Source organism: Arthrobacter sp. I3 (assembly GCF_000520575.1).
GTDB classification, from domain to species: Bacteria; Actinomycetota; Actinomycetes; order Actinomycetales; family Micrococcaceae; genus Arthrobacter; species Arthrobacter humicola_A.
This window is the reverse complement of record NZ_AZSB01000504.1, coordinates 1-15,101: the sequence shown is the minus strand read 5'-3', so window position 1 is coordinate 15,101 and position 15,101 is coordinate 1. Positions and strand designations below refer to the sequence as shown.

Genomic DNA, 15,101 nt, shown 5'->3' with positions numbered 1-15,101 from the left:
CGGCCGGCGCCGGATGGTGCAAGATGGAACCATGAGTGCCGAGGACCTTGAAAACTATGAGACCGACATGGAGCTACAGCTCTACCGCGAATACCGCGACGTCGTCGGGCTGTTCAGCTATGTGGTCGAGACCGAACGGCGTTTCTACCTTGCCAACCACGTTGACCTGCAGGCCCGCAGCGCCGACGGCGAGGTCTACTTTGACCTGACCCTGCAGGACGCCTGGGTGTGGGATGTGTACCGCTCCGCCCGGTTCGTCAAGAGCGTCCGCGTCATCACGTTCAAGGACGTCAACGTAGAGGAACTGCCCCGCAGCGAGGAACTAGCCCTGCCCAAGGTCGAGGACCTGGGCAACTGATCCACCCTTCTTAACCCGTGTCTTAACCCGTGGGCGGCGTGGGGTTCCCGTTGCGGTCCAGGGCAATGCCCTGCTGCCGCAGCAGGTCCAGCACGCTCTCCGGATACGAACCGCAGCCATCAGGGTTCGCGGATCCCCGCTCGGCGGCGTGGTCGGACGCTGTGTCGCCGATGCCGATGGTGGCGACGGCCGCCTTCCATCCGCCGAGCCCTTCGATCTGCCTGGGGACCCACACGTTGGCCGCACCGTTGACGTAGTCCCACACTTTGGGGTGGACACCCGGGCCCAGATAGATGCCACCTTCCGCCGCCCGGGTGACGAGTGTGGGCAGTGGCAGAACCCCCATCAATTGCGCAGCCTGATACTCGGACATGTTCCACGGCGGTTCGTCGAAGTAGTACCAGCTCGCAGCACAGATACCGTACAGCTTTGGACCGAACTGCGCGTAGTTCAGATACAGCTCCATGATCCGTTGCGGGGTCAGGGTGAGGCTGAACTCGGTCGCAAGGCCCGCCTCCAGCCCCTTCCTCAGGGCATTCGGGTCAGGCCACAGGAAGATGTTCTTGACCAGCTGCTGCGGGACCGTGGAACCGCTCGGGTCATCCTCGCCCTGCAGGTAGGCGACGGCCCTGTCCCGGAAATCATCAACGGAGAACGCGCCAACACGCGTTCCCAGCTGTTGGTCCTCGTGGGCGACGGCCGCGGCGATGACATAGCGGCTGATGTGGTTCAGGGACACGTACTGGTAGGCGATCGGGCCGCCGGTCTGCAGCATGTAGGCAGTGCGCGGGGGAGCGAACCAGATGAAGGAGACGGCGGCCAGCTCCGTGATGACCACCATGGCGAGGGCGAACTTGAAGCTCCTGGCGAGCAGACGCCGGACCCGGTGCTTGCGTTTTCCCGCCGGAGCTGCCGGCTCAGGCTCTGGCACGGGGCCGGGCTCTGACCGCACTGGCGGGGGCCAGCTCCCGGGCTCGGGCCTTGCTGGTGCGGGCCCGGGCGTAAGCCGCGGCGCGGGCCCGGTCTCGGGCTCAGGCCGCGGTGGTAGGGGCCAGGTCTCGGGCTCAGGCCGCGGTGGTGGGGGCCAGCTGGGGCCCGACTGCCCGCCGGGCGGATCCGGTTCCGTAAGCTGCTGCGTTCCCAGCGGCTGGGCCGCTCGATATTCCATACGCCGATCCTTCGGCCGATCCTCAGGAGAGACTACGGACGCCCCGCGGAATTCGAGGGGGTTGGGAAAAGCCTAGGTGGGCCTTGCAGGCATTGGCTACGTTTCGTTGCCTGACAAACGCATCAACACGTCCTGTCAATGCCGCCACGGATTTGATCGCCGGAAGTGGCCGCCCGGGATCCTCCCGGATCCCGGCCGTCGGCAGGCGCTTTTTCGGCGAAGTTTCCCAACGTTGGTAGATGTGCACTCAGGGGATATCTCCACTGTTGAGAAATTCGGTTACCTGCTGCGCAACCTCGTCGGAGATTCCCGTTTGCCAGCTCGTTTTGAAAAAGGGCTGATCGGCATAGAAGTCAGTATCGTCGTCGACAATGGCATACCGCGTCACTTCCGGATGCCGGTCCAGCCACATCTTCACTTCCTCGCCACGAAAACCTGTGTCCGCTGTCGGAGTAACGTCAAAGGTCTTGTAAACGTGTCGGTCGACTTCTTCACGGCCGCCGGGGATATGCCGCCATGTGGACGTTAGAACAACGGCTGCGTCCGTGTCGAAGATGATCTTGCAGACCTTGGACGCCAGGAAAGGATCGATGCCCATGAAGCCGCGAAAGCTCTGTCTCGTACCAACGCGGTTGACGACACCGTCAATATCGAGGAAAAGTACCTTCATTTCTTGTTCCTCCTGCAGTTCTTTCGTTCTGCCTTGATTATGCGATCAGCAGTGCTGAACGGGCTGCGGATACTTTTCTCATCACGCATGTGCTCTTGCAGCCCGGCGACGTTTTCCACATAGCCGAGGTGGGCCCTGTATCCGTCCGTGGCGGCGCTTCACGCTGGAGGCATGAGAGCTAAGGATGTGCTGGGCCGGCGCGGGGAGGACCTCGCGGCCGACTTCCTGCAGGCCCACGGCATGCGGATCGTGGAGCGGAACTGGCGCTGCCCGGAGGGTGAGATCGACATAGTCGCGCTCGACGGCGACGCGCTGGTCATCGCCGAGGTGAAAACCCGGAAATCCCTGGCCTTCGGGCATCCCTTCGAGGCTGTCGGCGCGGACAAGCTGGCAAGGCTCCACCGGCTGGCAGCGGCATGGTGCCGTGCCCAGGGGCTGTGGATGCCGCTGTGCCGCGTGGACGTGATCGCGGTGGTCGACGACGGCATTGGCGAGCCCGCCGTCGAGCACCTCAAGGGGGTGGGATAGATGGCCCTGGGCCGGACGTATTCCGTCGCCCTCGTGGGCCTCAACGGCTACATCGTGGAGGTCGAAGCCGACATCGGCCAGACCCTGCCGGCGTTCGTGATCCTGGGCCTGCCGGACGCCTCACTAAACGAGGCCAAGGAACGGATCCGCTCGGCGGCGCAGAATTCGGGGATCCCGCTGAGCCGCCGGAAGATCACGGCCAACCTCATCCCGGCATCCCTGCCCAAACGCGGTTCGGGATTCGACCTCGCCATCGCCATGGCCGTGCTGCTGGCGGCGAACGACATCCGGCCCACGGGCCGCACGGTCTTCATCGCCGAGCTCGGCCTGGACGGCCGGCTGCGGCCCGTGCGCGGCATCCTTCCTGCCGTGATGGCCGCGGTCCGGGCCGGCTACCCGGAGGTCGTCGTGGCCCGGGCCAACGTGGCGGAGGCAGAGTTGGTCCCCGGCGCGCAGGTCCGGGGCTATGCCACACTGGCCCGGCTCGCGTTTGACTGCGGCGCGGACCCGCAGGACCTCGTCCTCGACTTCGAACCCGATACCGAGGACTCCGGCCACCCCGAACCCGGCACCGGTCCCGCCCTGGTGCCGGACATGTGCGATGTCTCCGGCCAGGCGGCGGCGCGGCGTGCATTGGAAGTAGCCGCTGCCGGTGCCCACCACCTGCTGCTGACCGGACCGCCGGGTGCCGGGAAGACCATGCTCGCCGAGCGGCTGCCCGGGCTGCTGCCGGACCTGGGCGACACCGAGGCCATGGAGGTGACCGCAATCCACTCGCTGTGTTCGCTGCCGTCGGGCTCCGTGCAGCTGCTGCGCCGCCCGCCCTACGAGAACCCGCACCACACCGCGACGGCGGTGGCCATCATCGGTGGCGGGTCCGGGCTGCCGCGGCCCGGGGCGGCGTCCCGTGCCCACCGCGGGGTGCTCTTCCTGGACGAGGCCCCGGAGTACGACCGCGGCGTTCTGGACGCCCTGCGGCAGCCGCTGGAAAGCGGAGAGCTGGTCATCCACCGCTCGGCCGGGTCCGCGGCCTATCCCGCCCGGTTCCAGCTGGTCCTTGCAGCCAACCCCTGTCCCTGCGGCAAGGCAACGGGCAAAGGAGTGGACTGCATCTGCACGCCCACCATGCGCCGCCGGTACCAGGCCCGGATGTCAGGGCCGCTGCTGGACAGGGTCGACATCCAGCTCGAAGTCGAGCGGGTCTCGCTCGCCGGCTTCGGCCAACCTGCGGCCGAGGAAGGAACGGCCAGCATCGCGGAAAGGGTCCGGGCGGCCCGGGCCCGCCAGCTGGACCGGCTGCTGCCATTCGGGATGGAAACCAACGCGCAGGTGCCGGGGCGGCTGCTGCGCGGGTCCTTTCGGCTCGATGCCCCCACCACCCGCATCCTGGACTACGCACTGGAGCGCGGAGTGCTGACCGCCCGCGGCTACGACCGCGTGCTGCGCCTCGCATGGACCCTTGCGGACCTGTCCCGGCACGACGTCCCCGACGCAGACGACGTCGGGCAGGCGCTGGGGCTCCGGCAGGCCGCCGCGGTCTCACCCTGAGCCTGCCGGCACGAAGCCCACCCCAGCCGTGCGAAAGGAACCACCATGATTGATGACGAACGAACAGCCCGCGCCGCCCTGGCCCGCCTGTTCGAGCCGCAGGACGCGGCGGCCCTGGCGCTGGTCCAGGCCGTGGGGGCGCAGGACGCCCTGCGGATTGCCAGCGGCGTGCTGGCCGCCCGTCCCGGGCTCGAACAAGAGATCACCGGAATCCTGGCGGACAGCGGGTCCGGCAGCGGCTGGTCCGGGCTCAGCGAGGCGCTGAAGCGTTGGGCCCCGCGCGTGCCCGACCTCGCCCCGGAGCGGGACCTGGCCACCATGCACCGGCTCGGCGGACGCCTCATCATTCCCACGGATGACTTGTGGCCGCGGCAGTTGGCGGACCTCGGACTGCAGGAGCCCCTATGTCTGTGGTGGCGCGGCGTGGAACAGGAGCTGCCCCCGGCGGCCCGGACCATAGCCCTCGTGGGCTCCCGGGACAGCACCAGCTACGGAGCATCGGTGACGGGCGACCTCGCCTACTCGCTGGCCCAGCGCGGCTTCACGATCGTCTCCGGCGGGGCCTACGGGATTGATGCCCACGCCCACAGGGCGGCCCTGGCCGGAAGCGCGGGCGGTGTGCCCACCATTGCCGTCATGGCCGGGGGAGTGGACCGCTTCTACCCCGCCGGTAATGAGGACCTGCTGCGGACCGTGGCGAACCGCGGCGCGGTCCTGGCCGAGGTTCCGCCCGGGTCCGCTCCCACCCGTTACCGGTTCCTGCAGCGGAACCGGCTCATTGCGGCGTTGGCCTCCGTCACGGTCGTGGTCGAGGCCCGGTGGCGCTCCGGCGCCCTCAACACGGCCCACCATGCCGAAAGCCTAGGCAGGGCCGTGGGCGCCGTGCCCGGTTCCATCCACAGCGCCAACTCCGCCGGCTGCCACCGGCTTCTCCGTGAAGGCGGCGCGGTATGCGTCACGGATGCCGGGGAGATCGCCGAGCTCGCCTCCCCGAGCGGCGAGGCGATGCCCCCGGACAAGGCAGGCCGGTCTGAGGCCCACGATGGCCTGACCCTGGAGGACCTGATCCTGCTCGATGCCCTGCCGCTGCGGACCACCACCTCGGTCGAGAAGCTGGCCGCGGTGGCCGGGCTGAGCCCGGACTCGGTCCGCGCGGGTCTTGGCCGGCTCGGGCTGCTGGGGCTGGCCGAATCCCGGCACGGCGGCTGGAAACGCTCCGGGAAGGCGGACTGAGATGGCTTGCTTCACCGGGAAGAAGCGGCTCGCCGACCGGCTCCTTGAATGCCGGGGGAATACTGCCAAAGTAAGAGGGTGTCTACACAGGATCCCCCCGCTGCCCCGCCCGCCGCGCTCGACGGCGATATCCGGCTCGCCGCCGCCCGCTTCGGCCGCTACCTGGAAGCGGAGCGGGGCAGGTCCGCCCATACCGTGCGGGCCTATCTCTCCGATGTCGAAAGCCTGCTCGCGCACGCCGCAACCGAGGGCGTCCACGACCTTGCCGGGCTGGAGCTCGGGACCCTGCGGCGCTGGCTTGGTGCTCAGAGCGAGTCCGGGAAGTCCCGCGCCACCCTGGCCCGCCGCGCCGCCACCGCCAGGGCCTTCACCGCCTGGGCTGTCCGTGAGGAGCTGATCGAAGCCGACCCCGCCCTGCGGCTCAAGGCGCCAAAGCGGGAGAAATCCCTGCCCGGCGTCTTGCACCAGCAACAGGTCCGACGGCTCGTGGACGACGCCGAATCCGCCTCGGCCGAGGGGGAACCGCTGGCCTTGCGCAACCGTGCCATGGTGGAGCTGCTCTACGCCACCGGTGTCCGGGTTGGCGAGCTGACCGGCATGGACGTTGACGACCTCGACCCGGACCGCAGAACCCTCCGGGTGCTCGGCAAGGGCAACAAGGAACGCACGGTGCCCTACGGGCTGCCGGCTGCGCTCGCCGTCGACGACTGGCTCCGCCGCGGCCGGCCGGCCCTTGCCACCGGGACCAGCGGCCCGGCGCTCTTCCTGGGCGCGCGCGGCGGAAGGGTGGACCAGCGCCAGATCCGCAGCGTGGTCAAGGAGATGCTGGAACGGCTGGGAGACACGGCCGCCACCGGGCCGCACGCCCTGCGGCACTCCGCAGCGACCCACCTGCTCGACGGCGGGGCCGATCTGCGCGCCGTGCAGGAAATCCTCGGGCACAGCAGCCTTGCCACCACCCAGATCTATACTCACGTGTCCGTCGAGAGGCTCCGGCAGAGCTACCAGCAGGCGCACCCCCGGGCCTGAGGATCGCCGGCCGGGCGCGTCCGGCCGGCCGGAAAGGCGCACAATTCGGTCCGGATTCCTGCCCGGGATTCCGCCCGCAGACCTGCCCGGCGCCAAGCGGACCAGGGTCCACCTGCAGGACTGCCGAACCGTGCACGGCGCGCCGGAAAAGACGCGCCGAATCGCACTGGCGTAATTAGGAGGGGTAGGGCAGAATAAAACTCACGCCCGGGAAGTTTCAAGTTGAACTTGAAGCTGGAATGCACCACGTCCCAGCTTTGAACCCGGTTGTATATTAGTAGTCTGGCAGGGACCGCTGGCATAAATTCGGATCCGCGCAACAGACAGACATCCAGGCACAGGTCGTTGGGGAAGACGTACCTACAGCTATGGAGGATGGAATGTCTGTTGCACTGACCCGAGGTGTGTTGTTCGTTCACTCGGCCCCGACTGCCTTGTGCCCCCACGTCGAGTGGGCCATAGGGTCTGTCGTGGACAAGCGGACGGATTTGGAGTGGACCGCTCAGCCTGCCGCGCCCGGAATGTTCCGGGCCGAGCTGTCGTGGACCGGAACGCCGGGCACGGGGGCTCAATTGGCGTCCGCTCTGCGAGGCTGGGCGCACCTGCGCTATGAAGTCACTGAGGAGCCGAGCCAGGGGGTGGACGGCGGCCGCTGGTCGCACACCCCGGAGCTCGGGATCTTCCACGCCACCACTGACGTCCACGGCAACATCATGGTGTCCGAGGACCGCATCCGTTACGCCTACGAATCCGGCGCCGGCGACCCCTCGGCCGTCTACCACGAGCTCTCCCTCGCCCTGGGCGAGGCCTGGGACGAGGAACTCGAGCCCTTCCGGCACGCCGCCGAAGGCGCCCCCGTGCGCTGGCTCCACCAGGTCGGCTAGGGCCTCACCGGGCGCACCACCGCAGCAATTCCATAGCTAGGCGCCAAAAAAGCAGATGGCGGCAATGTTCACGAAGAACATTGCCGCCATCTGCCGTCCCGGCGTGCTGCGGGCGTGCTGCTGGTCGTGCAGCTACACGCTGCGTACCGCGATCACGGCGTTGTGGCCGCCGAAGCCGAACGAGTTGCTCAGTGCGGCGATGCTGCCGGCCGGCAGGTCGCGGGCGGTCGTGACGACGTCGAGCGGGATTTCGGGATCCTGGTTCTCGAGGTTGATAGTCACCGGCGCCTTGCGGTCATAGATGGCCATGACGGTCAGCACGGCCTCTACGGCACCGGAGGCGCCGAGCAGGTGCCCCATCTGGGACTTGGTGGCGGAGACCGCTACCGAGTCCACGTGCTTGCCCAGGGCGGCCTTGAGGGCCGCGTACTCGGGCTTGTCTCCGACCGGAGTGGAGGTGGCGTGCGCGTTGACGTGCACGATGTCTTCAGGTTGGATGCGGCCATCGAACATCGCAGCCTTCAGCGCGCGGGTGGCGCCCAGGCCCTGGGGGTCCGGGGCGGTGATGTGGTAGGCGTCGGCGGTGACCGAGGTGCCCGCCAGTTCGGCGTAGATCCGGGCGCCGCGGGCCAGTGCGTGTTCCTCGGCCTCGAGCACCAGGGCACCGGCGCCCTCGCCCATGACGAAGCCGTCGCGGTCACGGTCGTAGGGGCGTGAGGCGTGCTCGGGATCGTCGTTGCGGCGTGAGAGGGCCTGCATGGAGGCAAAGGCGGCGATCGGCATCGGGTGAATGGCGGCTTCGGCGCCGCCGCACACGACGACGTCGGCCTTGCCGGCCCGGATCAGGTCCAGGCCCACGTGCACGGCCTCGGTGCCGGACGCGCAGGCGGAAACGGGGGTGTGGGCGCCGGCGCGGGCACCCAGGTCCAGGCTTACCGCGGCGGCCGGGCCGTTGGGCATCAGCATGGGTACGGTCATGGGCAGGACGCGGCGGGGACCCTTTTCGCGCAGGGTGTCCCAGGCATCCAGGAGGGTCCAGACGCCGCCGATGCCGGTCGCGAAGGCCACCGCCAGACGGTCGTGGTCGATTTCGGTGATGCCGGAGTCGGCCCACGCCTCGCGGGATGCGACCACGGCGAACTGGGTGGACGGGTCCATGCGCTTGGCCTCGACCCGGGTCAGGACGTCCAGGGCAGGGGTGGAGGCGCGTGCGGCGAAGTGGACGGGCAGCTCGTACTTGGCCACCCAGTCGTCCTCAAGCGTGTGCGCGCCGGAGACGCCCTTGAGCGCGTTCTTCCACATTGTGGGGACATCGCCGCCGATGGGTGTGGTGGCACCCAGACCGGTAATGACTACTTTGCGTGCCATGGGATCACTCTCTGTCGGTGCGCCCGCCGTATCCGGAACCGCGAATGGGATGGCCGGGGCTTGCGAGGGGAAACTTTGGGGTGGTGCATTTCGTGGTGGTGCTGGTGGTCCGGTCCGGGCGCTGCTGCAGCGCCCGGACCGGGCACCGGGGTCCGCCGATACTGGCGGAAGCCAGACTAGGCCTGGGCGTTGGCGATGAAGCTGACAGCGTCGCCGACGGTCTTGAGGTTCTTGACCTCTTCGTCCGGGATGCGGACGCCGAACTTCTCTTCGGCGTTGACCACGATCGTCATCATCGAGATGGAGTCGATGTCCAGGTCCTCGGTGAAGGACTTGTCCATTTCGACAGCCTCCGTGGCCAGGCCGGTCTCTTCGTTGACGATTTCAGCCAGGCCGGCCAGGATTTCTTCGTTGCTAGCCATTGATGGCTCCTTTTCTGGTTGTTGCCCTCGGCTGCCGGTGGAATGCCGGCAGCCTAAGGGCGGAAATGATTCAAACCGAGGGTTCGGCTTGGTGCGGGAATGCTTGCGAGCACAGCATGCGGGGCGGGCCCTGAAATTGAAGGACATGCGGTGCAAGGGTGAAACGGGTGGAACGTATTTAGTTCGAAAAAGCGGTGGCTGCCTAAGGAAGCACGACCACCTGGGCGCCGAAGACCAGACCGGCTCCGAAGCCGATCTGCAGCGCCAGCCCGCCGCTGAGCTCGGGGTTTTCCTCAAGCAGGCGGTGGGTGGCCAGGGGGATGGACGCCGCCGACGTATTTCCGGCGTCGGCGATGTCGCGGGCGATCTTGACGGTCGGGGGCAGGTGCAGCTTCTTGGCCATCTCGTCGATGATGCGCATGTTGGCCTGGTGCGGGATGAACGCGGCGAGGTCCTCGGACCGGATGCCGGCGGCGTCCAGGGCCTGCTGGGCCACCTTGGCCATCTCCCACACGGCCCAGCGGAAGACAGTCTGGCCGTCCTGGCGCAGGGTCGGCCACAGGGATGCGTCGGTAACGGCCGCTTCCTCATCGCTGACGGCGGCGCCGTGCTTGCCGGTCAGCGCGAGCTCGCGGATGTCGAGCATGGAGTGGGTCATGCCGATGGCATCCCACTTGCTGCCGTCCGAACCCCACACCGAGGGGCCGATGCCGGGCGTGTCGGAGGGGCCGATCACGACTGCGCCCGCGCCGTCGCCAAGCAGGAAGGAGATGGTCCGTTCCGTGTTGTCGATGACGTCGGAGAGCTTCTCGGCACCGACCACCAGGACGTAGGAGGCCGCGCCGGAGCGCACCAGGGCGTCGCCCTGGGCGATGCCGTAGCAGTAGCCGGCGCAGGCCGCGGAGATGTCGAAGGCCGGGGCCGGCGTCGCGCCGAGGCGGTCGGCGAGGCTCGCTGCGGCGGACGGGGTCGCATACGGGTGGGTGACCGTGGAGACGATCACGGCGCCGAGCTGGGAGGCCTCGATGCCGGCCTTTTGCAGTGCTTCACGTGCGGCGCCCTCGGCCATGTCAATCACGCTGACATCGGCGGGTGCGCGGTGCCGGGTGATGATGCCCGTGCGCTGGCGGATCCACTCATCCGAGGAGTCGATCCACTGGCACACGTCCTCGTTGGTCACGATCACGCTGGGCCGGTAGGCGCCGACACCCATGATGCGGGTGTTTGCCTGCACCGGTGCCTGCTTCAGAGTGGGAACGCTCATGCCCCTCCCTCCAGTTCTGCAAATAGGGCCAGGGCCGCGGAAAGATCGTCCGGGGTCTTGACGGTGACTGTCTTGACGCCGGGCATGCCGCGCTTGGCCAGGCCCGCCAGTGTTCCGGCGGGAGCCAGCTCGATCACGCCGGTCACCCCGCGCTGCACCATCGTCTCCATACACTGGTCCCAGCGGACCGGACGGGAGACCTGGGCGATCAGGCTGTCGACGGCGGCGGCGCCATCGGTGACTTCCGCGCCGTCGAAGTTGGACAGCAACGGCACCTGTGGGTCCTTCGGGTGCAGCGACGGACGCAGGGCCTGCAGGGCCGCGCCCGCGGGGGCCATGTGCGAGGTGTGGAACGCGCCCGCGACCTTCAGCGGGATAACCCGGGCCTTGGCCGGCGGGTTCTCCGCCAGGGCCTTGAGCTGCTCCAGGGTGCCAGCGGCGACGGTCTGGCCGGCCCCGTTGACGTTGGCGGCCGTGGCCCCGGCGGCAGCAATGGCTGCCAGGACCTCCGCGGGGTCGCCGCCCACGACGGCACTCATGCCGGTCGGGGTGGCGGCAGCAGCGGCTGCCATGCTGTTGGCGCGTTCGCGGACAAACGTCATGGCTTCGGATTCCGACAGGACACCGGCGAGGGACGCGGCGGTGATTTCGCCGACGGAGTGGCCGGCAAGGATGACGGGAAGCGTGCCGAGTTCGACGTCGAACAGCGACTTTGCCGTCACCAGGCCCGCAGCGACGATCAGGGGCTGCGCGACTGCGGTGTCCTTGATGGTCTCCTCATCGGAGGTGGTGCCGTGGGCGGTGAGGTCGATGCCTGCTATCTCGCTGAGGGAGGCCAGGAGGCCTGCGACGGGTGGCAGTTCCAGCCAAGGGGCCAGAAAACCAGGGGTCTGGGAGCCCTGTCCAGGGCAAACGATTGCAAGCACGTAACCAGCTTTCCAAATTACCGCGTGAACATTCGTGTTTTCATGCACCAAGCTCACTGGGTCAGTTTGTAGGAAGTCTACAACGGTTCAGGAGCCGTTGCGGGGAGGCTGCCGCTCCGTGGGGGCCTTCGGCGGGGCAGAAAGCCGGCCCACGACGAGGGCGGTCTGGAGCACGAACGCCTCCCGCGGCAGCAGCGGATCCCAGCCCGTGACGTCGCAGACGCGCTTGAGCCGGTAGCGCACCGTGTTGGCGTGGACGAAGAGTTCCCGGGCCGTGGCCTCGAGTGAATGGCCCAGTTCGAGATACGTTCCCAGGGTCTCCACCAGCCCGTTGGAGGCTGCCAGCAGCGGGCGGTAGATGTTCTTTACCAGCGAGCGGCGGGCGGCGTCGTCGCCGGAGATCACCCGCTCCGGGAGCAGGTCATCGGCCGCCACCGGGCGCGGCGCGGAAGGCCACGCGCGGGCCGCGGTGAGGCCGGCAAAGGCCGACTGGGCGGACCCGCTGGCCTCGAGGAGGGACCCGGCCTCCGGTCCGTAGACCACGGGGCCGGGGGCAAAGAGTTCGCTGAGTTTCAGGTATGCGGTCTCCCGGTCGTGGACCCCGCCCAGGATCAGGATGAGGCGGTCGCCCTGGATCCCCACAAGGGCGTCCTCGGCGAAGCGCCCCGCCGTGCGCCGCAGTTCGCTGACGTAGCTGGCGCTTGGTTCGGACGGGGAATTCCCTACCATGACGGTGAAGCGCTCCTGTGCTTTCCAGCCCAGGGCCGCGATCCTGGACCGCAGCGCGTCGGTGTTTTCGCCGCGGAGGATGGCATCGACAATCAGGGCTTCCAGCCGGGTATCCCAGGAGCCGCGGGATTCCGCGGCGCGGGCATAGACGTCGGCGGCCGCGAACGCGACCTCCCGCGAGTAGCGCAGCACGGCCTCCCGGAGGGCCCCCTGGTCCGCTTCCGGGGCGATCACCGGGACCTGGTCCTCGACGACTTCCACGACGATCCGGATCAGCTGGAGCGCCTTCTGCAGGCTGATGGAGCGGGTCAGTTCGGTGGGCGCGGTGCCGAAGACGTCGGAGAGGATCCACGACGGCGAACTCGGCCGTTCGTACCAGGTGACGAATGCCGCGATGCCGTTCTGGGCCACCATGCCCAGGGCGGAACGTTCATCCGAGTTCAGCCGGCCGTACCACGGCAGGGACTTCTCCAACTGGCGCAGCGTCGTCGTCGACAGCTGGCCCACGCTGGCCCGGAGCTTCTTAAGGGTTTCGGCTTTCTCCGGAGTCATCGCCCTCGAGCTCGGCTTGCGTTTTTCGGGAGTGGTGATCGGCTCTGCCATGCATTGAGCATACGGTGCGGGCCGCCCAAGCTCCATTTGTGCGAAGGCTACAACTGCCCTTGTCCTGCATCACAGCGGCCCGCGGCGGTCCAGAGCGCCCCCGGAGGGAGGCCGGAGGGAGGCAGGAGGGAGGCAGGGCGGTTAACGCCCGACGGCGGCCCCCACCTTTCGGTGGGAACCGCCGTCGTACGTTCGCTCGTGCGCTCAAGCGCGGTTAGGAGTCGCCGCCCGCGTTGCCGGTGGTGCCGGCGTTCACGTTGTGCAGGCGGTACTTCTCGATGGCCTGGGCAGGTGCCTGGGCATCCACTTCGCCCCGGCGCGCCAGCATCTGAAGGGAACGGACCACAACCGAGTGGATGTCGTTCTTGAAGAAACGGCGGGCCGCGGCGCGGGTGTCCGAGAAGCCGAAGCCGTCCGCGCCGAGCGAGGCAAACTCGTTCGGCAGGAACTGGCGGATCTGGTCCGGCACGGCCTTCATGTAGTCGGTGACCGCCACGATCGGACCGGTGGCACCGGCGAGCTGCTGGGTCACGAACGGGACGCGGGCGGGCTGGCCGGGGTTGAGGAAGGAGTCCTCCTCGGCGGCCATGGCGTCGCGGCGCAGTTCGGTCCAGGACGTCACGGACCAGACATCGGCCGAGACGCCCCAGTCCTCAGCGAGGACCCGCTGGGCTTCGAGGGCCCAGGGAACAGACACACCCGAGGCCAGGATCTGCGTGCGCGGGCCCTCAATCTTGGCCGGCGCCAGCAGATAGATGCCCTTGATGATGCCCTCGACATCGAGTTCCGCCGGTGCGGGCGGCTGCACGATCGGCTCGTTGTAGACAGTGATGTAGTACATCACGTTCCGCGACGGATCGTTGTCGGCAATTTCTTTCCCGGCTTCGCCGGGCCCATACATCCGGTTGAGGCCGTCATGCATGATGACGCCCATCTCGTAGCCGTATGCCGGGTCGTAGGTGACGACGGCCGGGTTGGTTGCCGCCAGCATGGGGGAGTGCCCGTCGGCATGCTGCAGGCCTTCCCCGGTCAGCGTGGTGCGGCCGGCGGTGGCGCCGATGATGAACCCGCGGGTCATCTGGTCGGCGGCGGCCCAGAAGGAATCGCCGGTGCGCTGGAAGCCGAACATCGAGTAGAAGACGTAGACCGGGATGAGCGGTTCGCCGTGGGTGGCGTAGGACGTGCCGGCGGCGGTGAAGGCCGCCACGGACCCGGCCTCGTTGATGCCGGCGTGCACGATCTGACCGGAGATGGACTCCTTGTACGCCAGGACGAGCTCGCGGTCCACGGAGAGGTAGTTCTGGCCGTTGGGGTTGTAGATCTTCGCCGTCGGGAAGAACGCGTCCATGCCGAAGGTGCGTGCCTCATCGGGGATGATCGGCACGATCCGCTTGCCGAACTCCTTGTCCCGCATGAGGTCCTTGAGCAGGCGGACAAATGCCATGGTGGTGGCGGCGTGCTGTTTGCCGGAGCCGCGGTTGGCGACTTCGTAGACCTTCTCGTCCGGGAGGGTGACGTCGGCGTGCTTGGAGCGCCGCTCGGGGACGAAGCCGCCGAGTTGCTTGCGGCGGTCCATCAGGTACTGGATCTCCGGGGAGTCCATGCCGGGGTGGTAGTACGGCGGCCGGTAGAGGTCCGCTTCGAGCTGGTCGTCCGTGATCGGGATGCGCAGGTGGTCGCGGAAGGCCTTGAGGTCCGCGAGGGTGAGCTTCTTCATCTGGTGGGTCGCGTTGCGGCCCTCGAAGTGGGTGCCCAGGCCGTAGCCCTTGACCGTGTGCGCCAGGATGACCGTGGGCTTGCCCTTGAACTCGGTGGCGGCCTTGTAGGCGGCGTAGACCTTGTTGTAGTCGTGCCCGCCGCGCTTGAGGTTCCAGATCTGGTCGTCGGTCAGGTCCTGGACCATTTCCTTGGTCTGCGGGGTCTTGCCGAAGAAGTGCTCGCGGACGAACGCGCCGGACTCGGCCTTGTACGTCTGGTAGTCCCCGTCGACGGTCTCGTTCATGATCTTCACGAGCGAGCCGTCCTCGTCCTTGGCCAGCAGGTCATCCCACTCCCGGCCCCAGACGACCTTGATGACGTTCCAGCCGGCACCGCGGAAGAACGCTTCGAGTTCCTGCATGATCTTGCCGTTGCCGCGGACCGGACCGTCGAGGCGCTGGAGGTTGCAGTTGATCACGAAGTTGAGGTTATCGAGCTTGTCGTTGGCCGCCAGCTGCAGCAGGCCGCGGGACTCGGGCTCGTCCATTTCGCCGTCGCCCAGGAACGCCCAGACCTGCTGGTCCGAGGTGTCCTTGATGCCGCGGTTGTGCAGGTACCGGTTGGACTGGGCCTGGTAGATGGCGTTCATCGGGCCGATGCCCATCGAGACGGT

At 67.9% G+C, this 15,101-nt stretch carries 14 protein-coding genes; 6 read left to right on the top strand and 8 right to left on the bottom strand.

Annotated elements, in window-relative coordinates:
- Positions 1-31: 31 nt before the first annotated feature.
- The gene (locus Y706_RS0101630; protein ID WP_018773443.1) at positions 32-358 is read left to right on the top strand and encodes a DUF2469 domain-containing protein; all 327 of its coding nucleotides are present in this window, start codon (positions 32-34) and stop codon (positions 356-358) included.
- A 22-nt stretch (positions 359-380) separates the two neighbouring features.
- Here the strand turns inward: Y706_RS0101630 and Y706_RS0101625 are convergent, their stop codons facing one another.
- Both Y706_RS0101625 and Y706_RS0101620 read right to left on the bottom strand, forming a co-directional pair.
- Positions 381-1,289 carry a transglycosylase domain-containing protein gene (locus Y706_RS0101625; protein ID WP_253906666.1) on the bottom strand — a complete coding sequence of 303 codons (909 nt, stop codon included), beginning with the start codon at positions 1,287-1,289 and terminating at the stop codon, positions 381-383.
- 484 nt (positions 1,290-1,773) lie between these two features.
- Positions 1,774-2,196, bottom strand: coding sequence for an HAD domain-containing protein (locus Y706_RS0101620; protein ID WP_028275216.1), 423 nt, complete (start codon positions 2,194-2,196; stop codon positions 1,774-1,776).
- A gap of 171 nt (positions 2,197-2,367) precedes the next feature.
- On the opposite strand from Y706_RS0101620, the gene Y706_RS0101615 reads away from it, so the two are divergent.
- The 5 genes from Y706_RS0101615 (at position 2,368) to Y706_RS0101595 (ending at position 7,418) form a co-directional block, all read left to right on the top strand.
- Positions 2,368-2,724, top strand: a complete 357-nt coding sequence (locus Y706_RS0101615) for a YraN family protein (protein WP_028275215.1) — start codon at positions 2,368-2,370, stop codon at positions 2,722-2,724.
- The gene (locus tag Y706_RS0101610; RefSeq protein ID WP_028275214.1) at positions 2,725-4,272 is read left to right on the top strand and encodes a YifB family Mg chelatase-like AAA ATPase; all 1,548 of its coding nucleotides are present in this window, start codon (positions 2,725-2,727) and stop codon (positions 4,270-4,272) included. It abuts the gene before it with no gap.
- Positions 4,273-4,317: 45 nt separating this feature from the next.
- Positions 4,318-5,505: a DNA-processing protein DprA gene (gene dprA, locus Y706_RS0101605; RefSeq protein WP_028275213.1), complete on the top strand. Its 1,188-nt coding sequence runs from the start codon at positions 4,318-4,320 to the stop codon at positions 5,503-5,505.
- A 129-nt stretch (positions 5,506-5,634) separates the two neighbouring features.
- A complete protein-coding gene (locus Y706_RS0101600; protein ID WP_028275212.1) occupies positions 5,635-6,534 on the top strand; it encodes a tyrosine recombinase XerC in 900 nt (299 codons plus the stop codon).
- Positions 6,535-6,914: 380 nt separating this feature from the next.
- Positions 6,915-7,418 carry a DUF3145 domain-containing protein gene (locus Y706_RS0101595; protein WP_026266435.1) on the top strand — a complete coding sequence of 168 codons (504 nt, stop codon included), beginning with the start codon at positions 6,915-6,917 and terminating at the stop codon, positions 7,416-7,418.
- A gap of 132 nt (positions 7,419-7,550) precedes the next feature.
- Here the strand turns inward: Y706_RS0101595 and fabF are convergent, their stop codons facing one another.
- The 6 genes from fabF to aceE all read right to left on the bottom strand — a co-directional run.
- Positions 7,551-8,786, bottom strand: coding sequence for a beta-ketoacyl-ACP synthase II (fabF, locus tag Y706_RS0101590; RefSeq protein WP_028275211.1), 1,236 nt, complete (start codon positions 8,784-8,786; stop codon positions 7,551-7,553).
- Between the two features lie 176 nt (positions 8,787-8,962).
- The gene (locus Y706_RS0101585; protein ID WP_018773434.1) at positions 8,963-9,208 is read right to left on the bottom strand and encodes an acyl carrier protein; all 246 of its coding nucleotides are present in this window, start codon (positions 9,206-9,208) and stop codon (positions 8,963-8,965) included.
- Positions 9,209-9,410: 202 nt separating this feature from the next.
- Positions 9,411-10,472, bottom strand: coding sequence for a beta-ketoacyl-ACP synthase III (locus Y706_RS0101580; protein WP_028275210.1), 1,062 nt, complete (start codon positions 10,470-10,472; stop codon positions 9,411-9,413).
- Positions 10,469-11,398, bottom strand: a complete 930-nt coding sequence (locus tag Y706_RS0101575) for an ACP S-malonyltransferase (protein WP_028275209.1) — start codon at positions 11,396-11,398, stop codon at positions 10,469-10,471. Before Y706_RS0101575 ends, Y706_RS0101580 begins: the two co-directional genes overlap by 4 nt.
- 87 nt (positions 11,399-11,485) lie before the next feature.
- Positions 11,486-12,730 (bottom strand): PucR family transcriptional regulator, encoded by a 1,245-nt coding sequence (locus tag Y706_RS0101570; protein WP_018773431.1) that lies wholly within the window; start codon positions 12,728-12,730, stop codon positions 11,486-11,488.
- A gap of 214 nt (positions 12,731-12,944) precedes the next feature.
- Positions 12,945-15,101: pyruvate dehydrogenase (acetyl-transferring), homodimeric type (aceE, locus tag Y706_RS0101565; protein WP_028275208.1), on the bottom strand; the 2,157-nt coding region annotated here is incomplete at its 5' end.

Coding starts and splice junctions, on each gene's coding strand:
- fabF (WP_028275211.1), bottom strand. CDS start 8,786: ATGGCACGCAAAGTAGTCATTACCGGTCTGGGTGCCACCACACCCATC.
- Y706_RS0101620 (WP_028275216.1), bottom strand. CDS start 2,196: ATGAAGGTACTTTTCCTCGATATTGACGGTGTCGTCAACCGCGTTGGT.
- Y706_RS0101615 (WP_028275215.1), top strand. CDS start 2,368: ATGAGAGCTAAGGATGTGCTGGGCCGGCGCGGGGAGGACCTCGCGGCC.
- Y706_RS0101570 (WP_018773431.1), bottom strand. CDS start 12,730: ATGGCAGAGCCGATCACCACTCCCGAAAAACGCAAGCCGAGCTCGAGG.
- Y706_RS0101630 (WP_018773443.1), top strand. CDS start 32: ATGAGTGCCGAGGACCTTGAAAACTATGAGACCGACATGGAGCTACAG.
- Y706_RS0101610 (WP_028275214.1), top strand. CDS start 2,725: ATGGCCCTGGGCCGGACGTATTCCGTCGCCCTCGTGGGCCTCAACGGC.
- dprA (WP_028275213.1), top strand. CDS start 4,318: ATGATTGATGACGAACGAACAGCCCGCGCCGCCCTGGCCCGCCTGTTC.
- Y706_RS0101585 (WP_018773434.1), bottom strand. CDS start 9,208: ATGGCTAGCAACGAAGAAATCCTGGCCGGCCTGGCTGAAATCGTCAAC.
- Y706_RS0101580 (WP_028275210.1), bottom strand. CDS start 10,472: ATGAGCGTTCCCACTCTGAAGCAGGCACCGGTGCAGGCAAACACCCGC.
- Y706_RS0101595 (WP_026266435.1), top strand. CDS start 6,915: ATGTCTGTTGCACTGACCCGAGGTGTGTTGTTCGTTCACTCGGCCCCG.